This is a genomic window from Listeria sp. SHR_NRA_18 (genome assembly GCF_003856515.1).
Classification (GTDB): domain Bacteria; phylum Bacillota; class Bacilli; order Lactobacillales; family Listeriaceae; genus Listeria_A; species Listeria_A newyorkensis.
Genome location: NZ_QPKR01000006.1, coordinates 76,584 through 92,603, shown reverse-complemented (window position 1 = coordinate 92,603; position 16,020 = coordinate 76,584). Strand labels below are relative to the sequence as shown.

The 16,020-nt window shown below is 40.5% G+C and carries 13 protein-coding genes; 2 read left to right on the top strand and 11 right to left on the bottom strand.

Annotated elements, in window-relative coordinates:
* Positions 1–4: 4 nt before the first annotated feature.
* From DUK53_RS10400 to DUK53_RS10380, 5 genes are all read right to left on the bottom strand, one after another.
* Positions 5–1,465, bottom strand: a complete 1,461-nt coding sequence (locus DUK53_RS10400; RefSeq protein WP_036131915.1) for an AcpB/EbpR/MafR family transcriptional regulator — start codon at positions 1,463–1,465, stop codon at positions 5–7.
* Positions 1,466–1,639: 174 nt separating this feature from the next.
* Positions 1,640–2,545 (bottom strand): AEC family transporter, encoded by a 906-nt coding sequence (locus DUK53_RS10395; protein ID WP_036131914.1) that lies wholly within the window; start codon positions 2,543–2,545, stop codon positions 1,640–1,642.
* A gap of 127 nt (positions 2,546–2,672) precedes the next feature.
* Complete coding sequence (locus tag DUK53_RS10390) at positions 2,673–4,154, bottom strand: MDR family MFS transporter (protein WP_036131912.1); 1,482 nt, start codon at positions 4,152–4,154, stop codon at positions 2,673–2,675.
* A 215-nt stretch (positions 4,155–4,369) separates the two neighbouring features.
* Positions 4,370–5,335, bottom strand: a complete 966-nt coding sequence (locus tag DUK53_RS10385) for a cation diffusion facilitator family transporter (protein WP_036131911.1) — start codon at positions 5,333–5,335, stop codon at positions 4,370–4,372.
* 230 nt (positions 5,336–5,565) lie between these two features.
* Entirely contained in the window at positions 5,566–6,987 is a 1,422-nt protein-coding gene (locus tag DUK53_RS10380) for a CapA family protein (protein WP_036131909.1), read from the bottom strand.
* A 377-nt stretch (positions 6,988–7,364) separates the two neighbouring features.
* On the opposite strand from DUK53_RS10380, the gene DUK53_RS10375 reads away from it, so the two are divergent.
* A complete protein-coding gene (locus DUK53_RS10375) occupies positions 7,365–8,795 on the top strand; it encodes a DEAD/DEAH box helicase (RefSeq protein WP_036094592.1) in 1,431 nt (476 codons plus the stop codon).
* Positions 8,796–8,823: 28 nt separating this feature from the next.
* Here the strand turns inward: DUK53_RS10375 and mutT are convergent, their stop codons facing one another.
* Entirely contained in the window at positions 8,824–9,219 is a 396-nt protein-coding gene (mutT, locus tag DUK53_RS10370; protein ID WP_036094591.1) for an 8-oxo-dGTP diphosphatase MutT, read from the bottom strand.
* Positions 9,220–9,748: 529 nt separating this feature from the next.
* Between mutT and DUK53_RS10365 the strand changes: the two genes are divergently transcribed.
* Entirely contained in the window at positions 9,749–12,775 is a 3,027-nt protein-coding gene (locus DUK53_RS10365; RefSeq protein ID WP_052164912.1) for a DUF3427 domain-containing protein, read from the top strand.
* Between the two features lie 64 nt (positions 12,776–12,839).
* Here the strand turns inward: DUK53_RS10365 and DUK53_RS10360 are convergent, their stop codons facing one another.
* The 5 genes from DUK53_RS10360 to DUK53_RS10340 form a co-directional block, all read right to left on the bottom strand.
* Positions 12,840–13,238 carry a (deoxy)nucleoside triphosphate pyrophosphohydrolase gene (locus DUK53_RS10360; protein ID WP_036094589.1) on the bottom strand — a complete coding sequence of 133 codons (399 nt, stop codon included), beginning with the start codon at positions 13,236–13,238 and terminating at the stop codon, positions 12,840–12,842.
* A 156-nt stretch (positions 13,239–13,394) separates the two neighbouring features.
* Positions 13,395–13,826: an SMI1/KNR4 family protein gene (locus DUK53_RS10355; protein ID WP_036094587.1), complete on the bottom strand. Its 432-nt coding sequence runs from the start codon at positions 13,824–13,826 to the stop codon at positions 13,395–13,397.
* Positions 13,826–15,286, bottom strand: coding sequence for a T7SS effector LXG polymorphic toxin (locus tag DUK53_RS17965; RefSeq protein WP_036131907.1), 1,461 nt, complete (start codon positions 15,284–15,286; stop codon positions 13,826–13,828). Before DUK53_RS17965 ends, DUK53_RS10355 begins: the two co-directional genes overlap by 1 nt.
* Positions 15,273–15,587, bottom strand: coding sequence for a hypothetical protein (locus DUK53_RS10345; RefSeq protein WP_036131905.1), 315 nt, complete (start codon positions 15,585–15,587; stop codon positions 15,273–15,275). Before DUK53_RS10345 ends, DUK53_RS17965 begins: the two co-directional genes overlap by 14 nt.
* Before the next feature lie 21 nt (positions 15,588–15,608).
* On the bottom strand, positions 15,609–15,902 hold the full coding sequence (locus tag DUK53_RS10340) for a DUF3130 family protein (protein ID WP_036131904.1): 294 nt from the start codon (positions 15,900–15,902) through the stop codon (positions 15,609–15,611).
* Positions 15,903–16,020: the final 118 nt, after the last annotated feature.

Genomic DNA, 16,020 nt, shown 5'->3' with positions numbered 1-16,020 from the left:
ATTTTTATGCTTTACAACGTTCTAATATGTTATCTAATTGCGCGTAATCGGTGGGGGAAGGCGGAATATTCCAAAGCAAGCCGTTCGCCTGAATATCTGGCTGTTCATAGAATGGGAAATCACTGATAATTAAGTCTACGTGCGACTGGGATTCATGAGATATGGTGTCGCTACAAAAAATGACTTGGTCCGTTGAATATTTCTTTTTAATTTCGCGTCGAACATATTCCTCCCATAAATAGCCGTTCTCAGAGATGACTTTGACGTGGATTTTGGGACGTTGCTCTGACTGGTCGATTAAAAGGCTGTATATTTTAGTTAAATGTCGCACGATTTCAGATTTATTTTGCCGAATAAAACGGAAATCTGGATGTGTTTCATACGATGTTAAAATGGCGCGAATTTCTTTATACAGGCTTATTTCTTCAGGTGAAACGTGTGCTGGTGGCATTTCGGGTAAGCTTGTCATTTTGTCGATGAAAGTGAAGCATGCGAGGAAATCCACAGTTTCTCTCATAGCCACTTCTTTATTTGGAATGGAATAGGCATCTAACACGCTTGTCAGTTCAGAAGCTAGCATACTTTTCGGCACATGCATATCGGGAATATATTTCGCGCGTAAATCGGAAAAGAAAGCATCTTTGTACATGAAATGGCTCCAAAAAGCAGTAATTAGCGTGAAATAGCGCTCGCTGTCGGATAATGAGTTGCCAGTGATATTTTCGAGGATACTGTAATCGATGGTCATCTTGTCTGGTTGAGTCGCAACGGCTTGATTCCAGGCGTGAATGAGCGATTCATCGAGAGTGACGGGATGTCCTTGTTGCGCGCGTGTCAAGGAAATAGCAATTGAAATGGCGTATTTGATTCGTGAGGATAGAGAAAAGTGAATGTGATAAAAAGCTTCGACTTGGAGGATAAATTGGTTGATAGTTTCGTAGGGGATGTCTGGAAACGGCCATTCGGTGTATGGATAGGATTTACTATAGATTTGATAGTAGAAGAAACGTAAATTAATCTCAGGACCTTTGATAGCAAGCGGTTGCGTCTCTAAAATAAGATTACTTTCGGCAAGATACGCATCGATTTGGCGAACGCGGCGATACATCGTTGGAAGGCTCGTATAATTTTCAGCAGCCCATTCAGCTAGATTTATCTTTTTCCCAACAAAAATGTCCTTGGAGAGTAGGTAGAGATGGGAATTACTGATGACAAATGCATAAAGATAGGCGAAATTGACATGTTCACCGACATCAAGCAGAATGTTTTTATGGCGATCTTCGTAGACATAAGCCACATCTTTATCAAACAGTTCTTGTAATGACACGATGTCGCTTTCCAACGTTTTGATAGAGCAATGCAGTAATTGGGCAAGTTCTTTTTTTTGATAGGTGCTCGGTGACTTAAATAAAGTTTGTAGCAAATGAAGTTTACGGTACTCCGAAGCAATGATTAAATTTTTCAAAAATCGACACACTCCTAGCTCATTTTATCACAAAGGGCTACACGGAAAGACGAAAACAAACACCTTGCCTAGTAACAGGTTCGGTGTTTTCATAGCTGCATAGAGATAGTTTTTGCTATCCATATTCATTCAGTTTTTTTACTATATCACACCGTATTTTATTTGTCACGATTTTTAAGGGAAAAGTATCCATAAAACGACTGGAATTGTGACAATACTGAGAACAGTGCTGATAAAAGTTGTGCTGGAAACGAGATCTGGCTTGGTATTGAATTGCACGGCGAGCAAAGTTGTGTTAGCAGCAGTTGGCATCGCGGCAAGCAAAATCATGATTTGTTGCGTCATCGTGTCTACCGGCAGAATCAGCGTAAATAAAACGGCGATAAGTGGAGAAATGAGGAGTCGCAAAATAAGCGAAATCGAGACTTTAGGGATATCAATACGGCGAAACGAAATGACCGCGAGTTGCATCCCGAGTACAATCATAATCGTTGGAATCGCTGCATCCCCGACTAATTTTACGCACGTCATCACGCTGGCTGGGACTGGGAAATGAACGAGTTGCAGGACAATCCCAAGTAGTGCCCCGTAAGCGACAGGCATCCGAACCACGCGTTGCCATACAATTTTCATGCTGGCGTTTTGCGAACTTCCCCGAGCTGCGAAAAAGACCCCAATCGTGCTCATCGCGAGTTGTTGCAACACCATCAAAATAACCGCGATATCAAGTCCAGCCGCGCCAAAAATCAGCAAAACGACAGGCGTCCCGTAATTTCCGTTATTCATGAACGCCGAGGCCAGAATCATCGCGCACGCATCTTGAATATCGTAGTTCATCACTTTCGCAATCACATAAATAATCACAATAATCGATAAACAAAGCCCGACAACGAAAATCAGTAAATACGCATAGTCTATCGTCAATGGATTCGTATAAAACGTATTAAACGCCAAAAACGGCGACATCAAATAAAGCGTCAACTTCGACAAATTCGGAATATCGAATTTGAGCGTTTTCTGACCAATAAAGCCAATCGCGAAAATTCCGAAAATCGGCAACAAAATCAAAACAAATTCCATCCAAAACACCCTTTTCTCAAGTTAAAAACCTTTTTTACTATCTTAGCATACTTTTTCTATTAACAGGAGCTGGTAAAGAAAGAAACGCATCACTGATAATTTCTCAGCGTATGCGTTTCTTTTTAGCTTATTTTGTTACTGTTTTTTTACCTTGAGGACGGATATCTTTCACGAATAGGCTTAGAATCAAACCGACAACCGCGAAGGCTACGGCAACGAGGAACGCTGCTTTCATACCGTCAAGGTTCGCTGTCAATGCTTGGCTTTGGAATGCTTGCGGATCAGCCATCGCTAAAGCTTTTTCAGGCATGTTGCTCTTCGTTACGTTACTTAATACCGTAATTAGAATCGCTGTACCAATTGAACCGGCAACTTGGCGAATCGTGTTGTTCACCGCGGTACCGTGACTCATCATGTTCAGTGGCAACGAGTTCATACCAGCTGTTGACATCGGCATCATAACCATCGAAATACCGAAGAAACGCACGGCGTAGAAGACGATAATATACATAGTAGACGTGTCTTTTGTTAAGAACATGAATGGAATCGTACCCGCGACAAGTAATGTCATACCAACGACTGCGAGTAGTTTCGGTCCAATTTTATCGAAAATAATACCGGTAATCGGGCTCATAACACCCATCACGATCGCACCTGGAAGTAGTAGTAATCCGGAGTGCAGCGCGGTTTCGCCGAGAATATTTTGGATGTAAAGTGGTAATACGATTTCTGCGCCGATCATAGACATCATCACGATCGCACTAATAATCGTTGAAAGTGTGAAAACTGGTGATTGGAAAACGCGAAGTTCGAGCATCGGTTTTTCCATTTTCAGTTGGCGCCATACGAATACGACTAAACCAACAACACCAACTGCGAACATCGTAAGCACAAGGCCGTCTGTCCAACCGTCTGTACCCGCGCTACTAAAGCCGTAAAGCAGGGCACCGAAACCAAGCGTCGAAAGCGCAATCGAGAGAATATCGATTTTCGGATTCGTTAGTTCCACGACTTTTCTCATCGCGAAAAAGGCGAAGATAATATCAAGTACTGCGATTGGAATCAAGATGATGAAAAGCATGTGCCAATCATAGCTGTCAACAATCCAACCTGATAAAGTGGGCCCGATAGCTGGCGCAAAAGCGATAACTAGTCCGACCATACCCATTGCTGCCCCACGACGATCCGGAGGGAAAATAAGTAGGAAAATCGTTTGCATCAGAGGCATTAGAATTCCGGCCCCAGCTGCCTGTACAATACGTCCAGCAAGTAACCATGCAAAGCTATCTGAGAAAGCCGAGATGATGGTACCAGCTGTAAAGACGATCATTGCTGTTAAAAATAGTGTTTTCGAGTTGATTTTACCGATTAACATAGCCGTAATCGGAATCATAATCCCGTTTGTAAGTAGGAATGCTGTTGTTAGCCATTGCCCTGTAGAGGCTGTGATGTTTAAATCGACCATAATGTGTGGAAGAGCCGTTGATAGAATCGTTTGGTTTAAGATAGCAACGAATGCCCCCACAAGCATTACTGTCATTAGTAACATACGATTATAAGGTTTCCCGTGGATATCAACGGGTTGTTCCGCGTGTGCTGTTTGTGTCATGTTCAATCTCCTTTTGATTTAAAAGTAATTAGTTCACTTAATTAACTATTTGATTATTATATGGCAAATTAGGAAAAGAGTCAATGAAAAACGTTGAAAAAATTTCGGGCGAATAAATGATAGCGTTATCTTTGTTTGTAGACCTATTTTGAGAACGAAAAAAAATACGGTGAGCAGAGAAAAAATCCTGTTCACCGTATTTTTGCTACTACTAATCACCGACCATCGCCGTATTCCCAATTAGTGATCGTGTCGTCTTCATCGAACGTTACGAGGACATCGACGACACCTTTGACAGTCAAGATACTTTCTTCTAGGCGATCTTTAACATCATCAACCTGAGCAAGCGTCATTTCTGGATCGAGTTCGACCTCCACTTCGACATGGAAAAAATCGCCTTCTTTTAGAACCGTAATGACTTGGATATCTTGCACGTCGGGATCTGTCATGACAAGCTGGCCGATTTGAACCTGCATCACTTCGTCAGACTCGCCAATCGCACCGGCCGCGTTATCGAGGAATACCTTGCCGACAACGAGGAACATGAGGACACCGATGAGGATAGAAGCGACCCCTTCCGCTTGATGGTAAGGCGTGTAATAGGAAATAATAATCGCAATCATCGCTAGAAGTCCGCCGCCAGTTGCGACTGAATCTTCAAGGAAAACGAGACGAGTCGCCGCTTTTGCCTTGCCAAAATTCGCGAGACTATCTTTGAAAAGCTTGAGGCCACGCGATTCCAGACCAACATCATGCGCGATTTCACGCATCGCTTTCACGAGCACGAAGCCTTCTAGAACGGTACAAACGGCCAGAACGAGAAGGTTAATGAGGAAACCAGTCGATTCTGTCGGATGAAAAATGTGCGCGAGGCCTTCTTTAATCGTTTCGAATGCCATGATACCAACGATAAGAACGGCGCCGAGAAGCACGAGATTCACGACACGGCCAAAACCATTTGGAAAGCGCTTTGTTGGGCGTTTTTTGCTGAGTGCCGAACCAACGAATACGAAAAATTGGTTAGCCGCGTCCCCGAGACTATGCAACGTTTCGGCGAACATGGCGACATTTCCTGTGAAAACGTAGGTGGTTCCTTTAATGATGGAGACAAGCACGTTGACGATTGCCGCGGTGAGTGCCGATTTGTTTCCCTTTTTTAGCAGTTGAAATATTTCTTTCAAATTGGGTTCCTTCTTTCTGGTTTTTAGAGAATGTTCTTTCCTTCAATCCTTATTAAGCGTGGGAAGTGCTGGTAGTGATAGGCCCATGTTGAGAATCATGATTAGTATTTCCAGATCCAGTTTCAACGGCCAGATCCTCGAAAATTTCGTGCCCTCCAAAAAAATCAAGAGCGGATTTTTCTTGCAGCCTCTAACAATTTTTTTCGGATCTGACGGGCCGTCTCAACTTTTCATATAAACGGATCAAAGTAGTCGTACTCTGTTACGCCGCCCTGTATTGGTTTACTTATTCGGATGAGTTCGTTCACAATTTTCTTCGCATCGTCGCCAAAAACGGGAAGTGGTTGGTAGTTATTTTCGTTTAGGCTACCGTCCGAGTTTTCGTAGGTTGGGACGATGGACATGTTTTTAAGAACTACTTTACCATTATCTTCTGTGAAGCGCAATCGGAACATCGAGGTCATGCGGGAAAGTAGAGTTGGATCGGCGCCAAAAGCGAAGTCGCCCATGCTGTAAACGATGTATTTGCCGTTGTATTTCTCTACGCTTTCGAGACGGTGAGGGTGAGAGCCCATGATGATATCCGCGCCGGCGTCAATGATGGCATGGCCGAATTGGGTTTGGTAATCGACGGGTGTTTCGTGATATTCGACGCCCCAATGCATGTTGACGATAACGAGATTATTCGGTTTTTTATACTTTTTTACGTCCGCTTCGATTTTTGCAAGATAGCTCGCGGATTGTTGGCTCGAGCGGCAATCATAACCGAGTAGAATAGTTTCGATACCGCCTATTTTGGTGATGAGCGGCATATTTTTGTTGAAAACGGGAATATCGTTGTCTTTAAAAGCTTTTAGCGTGTCGTCATAGCCAACTTGGAAGTAGTCCATCGTGTGGTTGTTAGCGAGATTGGCGGCATCGACACCGCTTGCTGGCAGGAACGCGACATGCGCTGGATCGCTTTTAATACGCCACATTTTGACTTCGGCTTTCGTCGCATTCGTGAAGGCACTTTCGGCGTTGATAACGGTGTAGTCGTCAGATTTGAACCATGGTAAGCAGTTTTGATAGACGTACGTGTTGGTGCCGTTATTTTTCTTGAAAACATTGTCGAATTTGAGGTGTTCAGGCGTTTCGGGATAGGTGCCGAACGAGTTGTCGCCGACCATGGTTAGCGTGATGACGCCTTTTTGCTTGAGACCTTGTTCGTAGTTCGCTGCAGCTGCATAGAACCATTGGTATTGCGTGGTTTTGGTAATATCGCTAAGCTTTTTTTCAATCGTGACAAAAGTTGGATAAACCTGTCCGAGCGCTTTTTTATCGGCTTTTCCGGATTTGTATTGTTGGAGCGTTTCTAGGCAAGCGGTTAGGTTTTTGATGTATGTGCTGTTGGCGTCGCTTGTTAGTTTGTACTGTTTTGTGTTGTTTATTAGCGCGGTTAATTGTTTTTGTGAAGTGGTGTCTCCGCCTGAATTAGCCAGGGATTGGAGCGTTGATTTCGTTTGTTCGGATAGCTGTTGAACGGATTTCTGGGTGAGATTTTTGAGCGGTTCAGATTTTGGCGCCTGGTCCAAAGCATGGACAGTCCAAAAAATGCCTACTGCAAAAAATAGAATGATGATGCCTGGTATAATGAGTGTTTTTTTCTTCATTGTGTTGCTCCTTTCAAGAGCGGTTTTCTTTTTAGTATATTATGCGAGTGGGGAAATGGCAATATGTATAAGGATAGAAGTGAGTGTGTAATGCTTGTTCTGCGTCACGATCGCCGCCTCCGGATCCAGCTTCGGGAGCCAGATCCTCGAAAATTTCGTGACCTCCGAAAAAGTTGTTGATGAACTTTCAAAGCGTCGTATGCTTTGATTTAGTGAATCAATATGCAATAGAACGTAGTGATATTGCCATCCTTTTGTGACTTTTCCTGCGGCCCCTAACAATTTTTTTCGGATCTAACGGGCTCCCTCAGCTTTTCATGTTATACTTAACAAAACACCATACAGATATGATGTAGAAATATGAAAGAGGTAGAAATATGAAATTTGATAATATAGGTTCGGATATTGAGAAGGCGCTTGCTGGGTTAGGGTATACGGAGGCGACGGAGGTGCAGCGCGAGGTTGTGCCGCTTGTTTTGGAGGAGAAGGATGTTGTCGTGAAGGCGCAGACTGGGAGTGGGAAGACTGCTTCGTTTGCGATTCCGATTTGTGAGCTCGTGGAGTGGGGCGAGAATAAACCGCAGGCGCTGGTCTTGGAACCGACGCGGGAATTGGCGGCGCAGGTTCAGGAATATTTTACTAATATTGGTCGTTTTAAACGTATCAAGGCGACGGCGATTTTTGGGAAGTCTCCTTTTGCGAAACAGAAATTGGAATTGAAGCAGAAGAGCCATGTTGTTGTTGGGACGCCTGGCCGGACGCTGGATCATATTGAAAAAGGAACGCTGAGCTTGGAGAAGGTGCGCTATTTGGTCATCGATGAGGCGGACGAGATGCTGAACATGGGCTTTATTGAGCAGGTTGAGGCGATTATTCAAGCTTTGCCAAAGGAGCGCGTGACGATGCTTTTCTCGGCGACTTTGCCCGCGGATATCGCGATGTTGAGCGACAAGTATATGAAGGCACCGAAGCACGTCGAAATCGCTGCCACTGGCCTGACGACGGCCGATATTACGCATGAAAAAGTGACGGTGAAGGATGATCGCAAAATGGTCGCGTTACGCGATACGTTGATTGTGCAGAATCCAGAGAGCGCGATTATTTTTTGTCGGACGCAGGAGCGCGTGGATGACACGTATGACCAGCTGCGCCGCATGGGTTACCCGGCTGAGAAGATTCACGGTGGTTTGACGCAAGAAGATCGTTTTGGCGTGATGAACGATTTTAAACGCGGCATGTTTCGCTTTTTAGTGGCAACAGACGTGGCGGCGCGCGGGATCGATATCGAGAACATAACGCTTGTGGTGAATTACGACGTGCCACTTGAAAAAGAGAGCTATGTACATCGGACTGGCCGGACAGGGCGCGCTGGGCGAAGCGGGAAGGCAATTACTTTTGTGACGCCGTTTGAGAATCGTTTTATCGGTGAAATCGAGGAGTACATTGGCTTTGAAATCCCGCAAGTTGATTTGCCAAATGAGGCGATTGTGGCGGCGCGAAAACCCGCTTTTGACGAGAAAATGGAAGAAGCACCAGTCGTGAAGAAGGACAAGAGCGCGGCGCTGAGTAAAGATATTATGAAGATTTATTTTAACGGCGGCAAAAAGAAGAAGCTACGCGCGGTGGATTTCGTCGGGACAATCGCGAAATTGGACGGCGTTAGCGCGGATGATATCGGGATTATCACGATTGAGGATAACGTGTCGTTTGTGGAAATTCTGAACGGAAAAGGCGCGCAAGTCGTGAAGGCGATGCAAACCGTTACGGTAAAAGGAAAGAAATTGAAAGTAAGCAAAGCACGGAGATAAGTTAGAAAAAGATGCCTAGTCAGCGCGATTAGACATCTTTTTTCTGGAGTTTTTCGACGGCTGGGAGATTGGCAGGCGACCATTTCAAGTCAGATAATTCGTTAGTGTTGAGCCATTTCATCGCCTGATGGACGTGCAAAATCGGTTCGCCAGTGATGAGATCACAAAGGAAACAAGTGAGGTGAACATTGGCAAATTCGTAGGCGTAAACGGTGTGGTCAAACGCTTGATTCACCGTGATGACACAGCCGATTTCCTCTTGGACTTCGCGAATGAGCGCTTGTTCGGGTGTTTCGCCGGGTTCGATTTTACCGCCTGGAAACTCCCAATCCGCGCCATTAACAGCAGAGTAAGCACGTTGGACGCAGAGGATTTTATTGTTCTTTTGAATGATAGCGCCGACGACATGGATATCTTTTTGCATTGGGATTCCTCCTTTTTCATTCCTTATCATAGCACAATAAGCCCTGATTCGTGTATTTTGTAATATATAGCAGTAGTTATCATATTGAGCTTAGATGGAAGGCGGAAATTAATTGACATGACGAGCGTGATGTTATACTATGGAACTATTGGAGGGCCTTTGAGTCCGTGCACTAGGTGCAAAAGCAGCAGCCGTTTCAAGGGTCTTGAACCCGTATAGCCCCAACAATTTCGTTTTGGCGAGATTGTTGGGGCTATTTTTGTGTTTATATCAATTATTAATGTTTATAAATAGAGATTTGGGCTAGGAAATGTTCAGCTCGGGTCTTTTTGATTACGGTAATATTTATTGGGCTTTCTATTATGTAATCTGAAAGAGCGTAAGACAGGTGAAATATTACTAAAATTACAAATAGAGGGCTGTTTACCTATTTCTCATAACAAATTTACATGGATTAGAGGTAAAAAATAGTCAAATAAGCTATAATAAGAATAATGGAAATTTACTAACAAGGTGGATTGAGAACAAAATGGATGAAAATTTTTATAAGAGTAATAGTGGAGATGCTCAAGAGGTTAGGGAACCAGCTGCTGAGTATGTCATTGAAGAACAATTACAGCAAGTAAACTTAGAGGTTCTAAAAGGTGAAGTAGGGCTTTCTAAAATGGATAAACAACAGAGTAAATTCTTTAACGAAATATCACTAAAAGCATCAGAAAATGGAAAAACTAGATTGATGTACAATGAAGCAGAGCAGTTATTAGATGTATTGAAGAAAGAATTGCTAACATGTGATAGTTTTGATATTGTCGTTAGCTTCATACGTACTTCTGGATTGAGTTTGTTGGTGAGTACGCTAGATCAGCTTCAACAAGCAGGTATTAAAGGTAGAATTATTACCACTACATATTTAAATATTACAGAACCAAGTGCGATGGAAACACTGTTACAGTATCCAAATATCGAAACAAAAATTTATCAACCGCAGAGTAGTGTAGACAGTTTTCATGCTAAATCTTATATCTTTTATCGTAAAAATGATGTTGACTCAATCATTTTAGGATCTTCTAACATTTCAAAAGCAGCATTGAAAAATGGAGAGGAGTGGAATTTACGTACTTATGAAAAAAAATCAGATAGTGTCGTAGAAACAGGTCAGCTGAGATTCGAACATCTTTGGAGACATGATAATATTGTATGTTTGGATGAAGCATATGTTATGGGTTATAAAGAATATTGCCAAATTAAAGATGGGAAATCAACATATAGAGCTAGCTTTAACAATTCTCAAACACTGGGTTCAGGTGAGTTAAGACCTAATTCAATGCAGGATGAAGCTCTGTCAAATATACAGAAATCTATGGATAATGGGCATACTAGAGGGCTTGCCATTGCGGCCACAGGAACAGGTAAAACCTACTTGGCTGCATTTGCTGCAAAGGATATTGGAGCTAGTTCAGTTCTTTTTGTGGCACATCGTATAGAACTTTTAAAAAGTGCTCATAGGACATTCCGCCAAGTGTTTGAGGATGGTTCTGAATCATTTTCTTATTATGTAGGTGGGAAAAAAGAGTTAGCTAAGTTTACATTTGCATCGATGAGAACGCTCGCTAAAGACTTAGAAACTATTTCAAAGGAACATTTTGATTTTGTTATTATTGATGAGTTCCACCGTGCAGCAGCTCCGCAATATGAACGATTGATTGCGCATTTTCATCCTAGATTTTTGTTGGGGCTAACTGCAACGCCTGAGCGGACCGATAAGGTAAATATATATGATTTGGTGGAAAATAATGTAGTCTCTAATATACGATTAGAAGAAGCTTTAGAAAAAGAGCTATTAGCACCTTTTCATTATTTTGGTATCTCAGATAATACGGTATTAGAATTAAATGAAATATCCAGAGATGAACATGAGTTAGTTAAAAAATTAAATACCAACAGACGAATAGAATTGATATTAAAAAATATGAAAAAATATCAGTATAGTGGTGATACATTACATGGTTTAGGATTTTGTGTTAATAAAGAACATGCCAAATTTATGAGTGAGCAATTTAATTCAGAAGGTATAAAAAGTATATGCCTGACTGGTGACGACCAAGGCGATAGAAGATTTGAAATGATTGAACGACTCCGTAATCCAAATGATGAATTGCAGTTTATATTTACTGTGGATATTTTTAATGAAGGTGTTGATATCCCAGAACTAAACTTAATTTTATTTTTGCGTCCCACTGAATCTGCTATTGTTTTTACACAACAACTTGGCCGAGGGTTGCGGAAATCACCAAACAAAGAATATGTCACGGTCCTTGATTTTGTTGCGAATCACAGGAAGAGTTATCTAATTCCAGTGGCATTGATGGGGAATAGAGAACGGGGATATATAGATAAAAATAAAGTACGGTATATGATACAGAGTAATTTTAAAGACTTAAATGCTAATTTGCATATAGATTTGTCTCCAATTGTAAAAGAAGAGATACTGCAAACTCTCGATATAACGAAGTTTAACACCGCGGATAATATTAAGTCTATATTTAAAGATTTTGATAAAGTAGTTAAGGAAAGTACGGGAAGTAATAGAACTGTTCAAATACTCGACTTTGTTAAATTTGAAAATGCTCCAGAGATTAAGCAATTATTATCAGGTACAGTATATAAAAATATCCATACAATAAAGCAGAGAACGGAATTGGCGGATTCTATTGACAGCGCAATTTTCAAAAGTAGTGTGTTGACGAAATTATTTGATAGTATCTCAAGTCTAATTCCTATTCGTAAATTTTATGATTACATCGCTTTAGTTATTTTGTTGAAAGAGAATGAGGTTAGTTTAGAGTTAGTTCAGAACTATGTAGAGTATGTATATTCGATAAAAATAGCAGAAAAGGAACAGGCTTCTATACGATTTGCAATAAATAGGCTAATGGATAATAAGCTTTTAAAGAGAAGTTTCCAAGATGATAACGGAACTATACATTTAGATCAAGAATTATCAAGCATGATAATGGCTGATGAATTTAAAGAACTGCTAAATGATTATCTTGACTATGGTGTGCATAGCTATGAAAAGGAATTTGGCCAAAAAACTCTTCTTCTTGATGAAAAATTACAGCTCTATAAAAAATATAAAAAAGAAGATGTAGCAATACTTGAAGGCGTTGATAAATATCAATCGGCAATGGATCAAGAAGGTGTTCACTTTTATAATAACTGCTTTTACCTTTATGTTAACCTGAATAAAGAAAAGGTTGAAGCTCATTTGGAATACAATGATTATTTTATCGATAAGAGCCAGTTCCATTGGCAATCACAAAATAACACAAGTGAAACTTCGCCTCGTGGAGAACAATTTATTAATCACCAAACATTGGGAATAAAAGTGAAATTATTTGTAAGGAAAAAAGCTAAAGAAGATGGTGTGACTGAACCATTTATTTATTTAGGTGGAGTTGATTTTGTTAGTAGTAATGGCAATAAGCCGATGAATGTAATTTGGCGCTTTCATCAGCCAGTCCCACAACAATTATATGGTGAGCTGACATATTAAAAGCTTGAATCATATCTTGACGAGTAAATAGACTCGAAAGGATGTGATTCAAGCTGAATTAATTTTATGAGAAGGTAAGTTGCTGTAATTTTTGAACCGCTGGAATATCAGCAGGGGCCCAAGTAAGAGAGGTTAAGTCAGATGGTTTTAGCCATTTGATGGCGTTGTGCTCTAAAAGCTTTGGTTCGCCTTGAATCAAGTGACACAAAAATGTTGTGAGATGGACGATGCCGAAATCGTACTCATAAATGGTGTGTTCTAGCTGTTCGCCGATAGTTATTTGACAATCTATCTCTTCTTGAATTTCACGAATCAATGCATTTTGAGGCGTTTCATCTTTTTCAATTTTGCCGCCTGGGAATTCCCATTGGAGTGCAAGCGATGTATTCTCTGCTCTTTGGGCACACAGTATTTTATCATTTTGTATGATGACTGCACCCACGACATGGATATTTTTTTTCATCATCTTTTCCTCCCTATTCTTTTTACTACTCCAATCATAATATAAAATCATGCCAGAGTATACAAAACAAGTAAGAAAACAGGTTTAAGAAAATAATTAAGATATATTATTTGATTAATTCCTCGCGTATCTTTGTATAACGGTATTGATCTCTAATTAGTCCTCAAGTAACTCGAAATAATATCTATCATTTTCCATCATTTTCAGTAAAAACTCTTCTAATGAAGCTGCTATTGGTATATCGTAATAATAGATGTTATTATCTGTAGTTCCAATCGACATTAGCGCACTTTCGCTGACTTCAAAAAATATTAATTTATTTTCCTCATATTCATCGTAAATTTCAATGTCTGGGAAAAATTCGAAATCATTTCTTCGTAATCGGAAATCTCTTACGGATTCGGGGTCCATCAATCTATTTACATTTGAATTAGAGCTTTTTAGGAAGCCATATCCAATATCAGAATAAAAATCTTTAAGGGGCTGAGGAAAGTTCAACTCTAATTCATCTTCGGCCTGTGCGATTTCAGATTTATCAAGTGGGTAAAATTCATTCTCAGTATCATTACTTATAAATTCGTATGCCATTATTTTTTATCTCCTTTGAATAATTCTCGTGCGGGTGAACCAGCACCATGAATACCTGCTTGATGCTCATTCGGGAATTTAGCGGGATGTATATTCCACCACTCATGTTCACCACCGAATGTATTTTCAATTAAGTGATGTGCATCATATTTTTCACCTGGACGTCGAATGATTTTTCCTGTTTTTTCTGAGAAAACATTATCAGTATACTTTGGCCATTCTTGTGCTAGCTTAGTCTCCCAATCGGCGATTATTTTATTTTTTGCGGAATCGAATTTAATTCGGTGCTTTGTGGTTTCAGCGGGCGTTAGTTTAGTATATTCTTTGGTTCGTAGCGCATCTTTAAGTGCATCTACCTGAATCTTAGCAATTTTTCTGCTTGTTTGTTGTTCTACATCTCGAATATAATTTCTAACCAAACCACTATTAATAGATTTTTGAATAACAATAGTTTTCCCGAATTCTTTGATTTGAAGGTTAGATTTAACTTTACTTAGGTTACTTTTTGAGTATAGAAGGCCTTTATTTTTGTAGGCGATCGCACCCACGGCAACACTAGCTATAATGGAGAAACTCTGCATTTTTGTAATAGGCTCATCTGTATAATAGTAAATCCCATCTATTGCTGCTTTCATTACTTTAGCATCGATATCTTCTTGCTCAGTTTTAACAGGTTTGACAGAGCCATCCGCCAAACTTTCGTTATATGCAATCGTTGCTTCTGCACAATCTGCATCTGTTTTTCCATTCTTCGTCAGTACCCAATAGTTTCCTTGTAACGTTTTGTCGTATTTATCAAAGTTAAACGATTTCTTCGCTTTTTTAGATTCTAGGGCGCCTAGTTTTATTTTTTTAGAATGGAATGTATGGGAAACCGTATCAAAAGCAATCCCGCTTTCTATTTGCGCCAAGCTTTGTTTTACTTGATGGAGTTTTTCTAAAACGTCACGAAGGACATTTCGATGTGTGGCTTCAAATTGTTCGTAGTTCTCTAATATTTGTTCTTGTCTTCGGAAATTTCCGAGGGCTGTCTCCATCCCTAATTGTAAACCAATATTTTTCCCAATGGAAGCCATACTATTTGCTGTGGAATTGACATTTGCTTTTAAATTTTCTATCTTGTTTTCATATTTTCGCATGTCTGCTTGTAATTCATACATGCGAGCTAAATCGAGTTTTGCATTTGCAGATGGATCTACTTGCGCGTGGAAATCGGATATATACTTTTTCAGGCGTTCTTCGGCATCTATTAAACTTGTTTTAGTACCATCTAGAAGTGGATAATATACATCTCGGTAATAAGCTTTTGCTTGGTCACCGATGTTTCCTTGAATATCTGAATCGGATAAAAAATGCCCAATCGCAGTCTTTTGATGGTCTAATTCCATTTGTACACGCTTGGATTCTGCAATGAATACGGTCACAAAATTATGTATTTCTGCAATATCAATACGCGCCATTGGTGTTATTCTCCTCTAATCGTTCTAGTTGGATGCGAATTTGTCGTTGTTCTTCTACCAATTGGTCTTCTAGTGCATTCGCATTTTTACGTGTTTCCCGCCACTCTGCTTCCATTTCATCTTGTAGTTTCCCGATTGTTGTGTTGGCCTGATTTCCTTGCCAGGCATCGCTGAAATTCATCAAGATTTTTGCCTTCTCGCGATTGAGCTCAATTAATCCAATCTGAATATCTTCTAAATTGCGACGTTTTTGTAGTGCTTGTTCTAACTGTTTCTCAAGTAAAGCTTTCTCTTTTTCCATCTTCCTGAGCGCCTCCCTTCATCATTTCTTCCAAGAAAAATCTTCGCCGTTTTGTAATAACTTAGCAATTTCTTTTTCGGATGCAACAAATGCTTTTTCTACATTGCGCAGGTTTTGAACATCTTTTGAAAAGGCTGTAGGAAACGCTTGCAAAAATTGTGTCATTTCCATGCAATCATAGACTAATTCTTGTGCGGTTCCTGTAGAGTAGGATACATTCGGCCTCAATTTTAATGCCAAAGCATCTGTGTTTTTTCCAATCGCAGTCGCATGTTCAGATAATCTACCGCTAGGAAGTTGTATTTTTTTTGCCACTTCTTACTCATCCTTTCCTGATTTTAGTTGTCTGCAGAGATATTATACCATAAAGATATATGGAGGTATAAGTTAGAATTTTATTCACAAAATCTCCATCCCCAAAACCTGGAATTCA

Bases quoted from the DNA above. Each gene is read 5' to 3' on its own strand.
- DUK53_RS10380 (WP_036131909.1), bottom strand. From the start codon at position 6,987: ATGAAGAAAAAAACACTCATTATACCAGGCATCATCATTCTATTTTTT.
- DUK53_RS10360 (WP_036094589.1), bottom strand. From the start codon at position 13,238: ATGAAAAAAAATATCCATGTCGTGGGTGCAGTCATCATACAAAATGAT.
- DUK53_RS17965 (WP_036131907.1), bottom strand. From the start codon at position 15,286: ATGGCGCGTATTGATATTGCAGAAATACATAATTTTGTGACCGTATTC.
- DUK53_RS10345 (WP_036131905.1), bottom strand. From the start codon at position 15,587: ATGGAAAAAGAGAAAGCTTTACTTGAGAAACAGTTAGAACAAGCACTA.
- DUK53_RS10355 (WP_036094587.1), bottom strand. From the start codon at position 13,826: ATGGCATACGAATTTATAAGTAATGATACTGAGAATGAATTTTACCCA.
- DUK53_RS10395 (WP_036131914.1), bottom strand. From the start codon at position 2,545: ATGGAATTTGTTTTGATTTTGTTGCCGATTTTCGGAATTTTCGCGATT.
- mutT (WP_036094591.1), bottom strand. From the start codon at position 9,219: ATGCAAAAAGATATCCATGTCGTCGGCGCTATCATTCAAAAGAACAAT.
- DUK53_RS10390 (WP_036131912.1), bottom strand. From the start codon at position 4,154: ATGACACAAACAGCACACGCGGAACAACCCGTTGATATCCACGGGAAA.
- DUK53_RS10375 (WP_036094592.1), top strand. From the start codon at position 7,365: ATGAAATTTGATAATATAGGTTCGGATATTGAGAAGGCGCTTGCTGGG.
- DUK53_RS10365 (WP_052164912.1), top strand. From the start codon at position 9,749: ATGGATGAAAATTTTTATAAGAGTAATAGTGGAGATGCTCAAGAGGTT.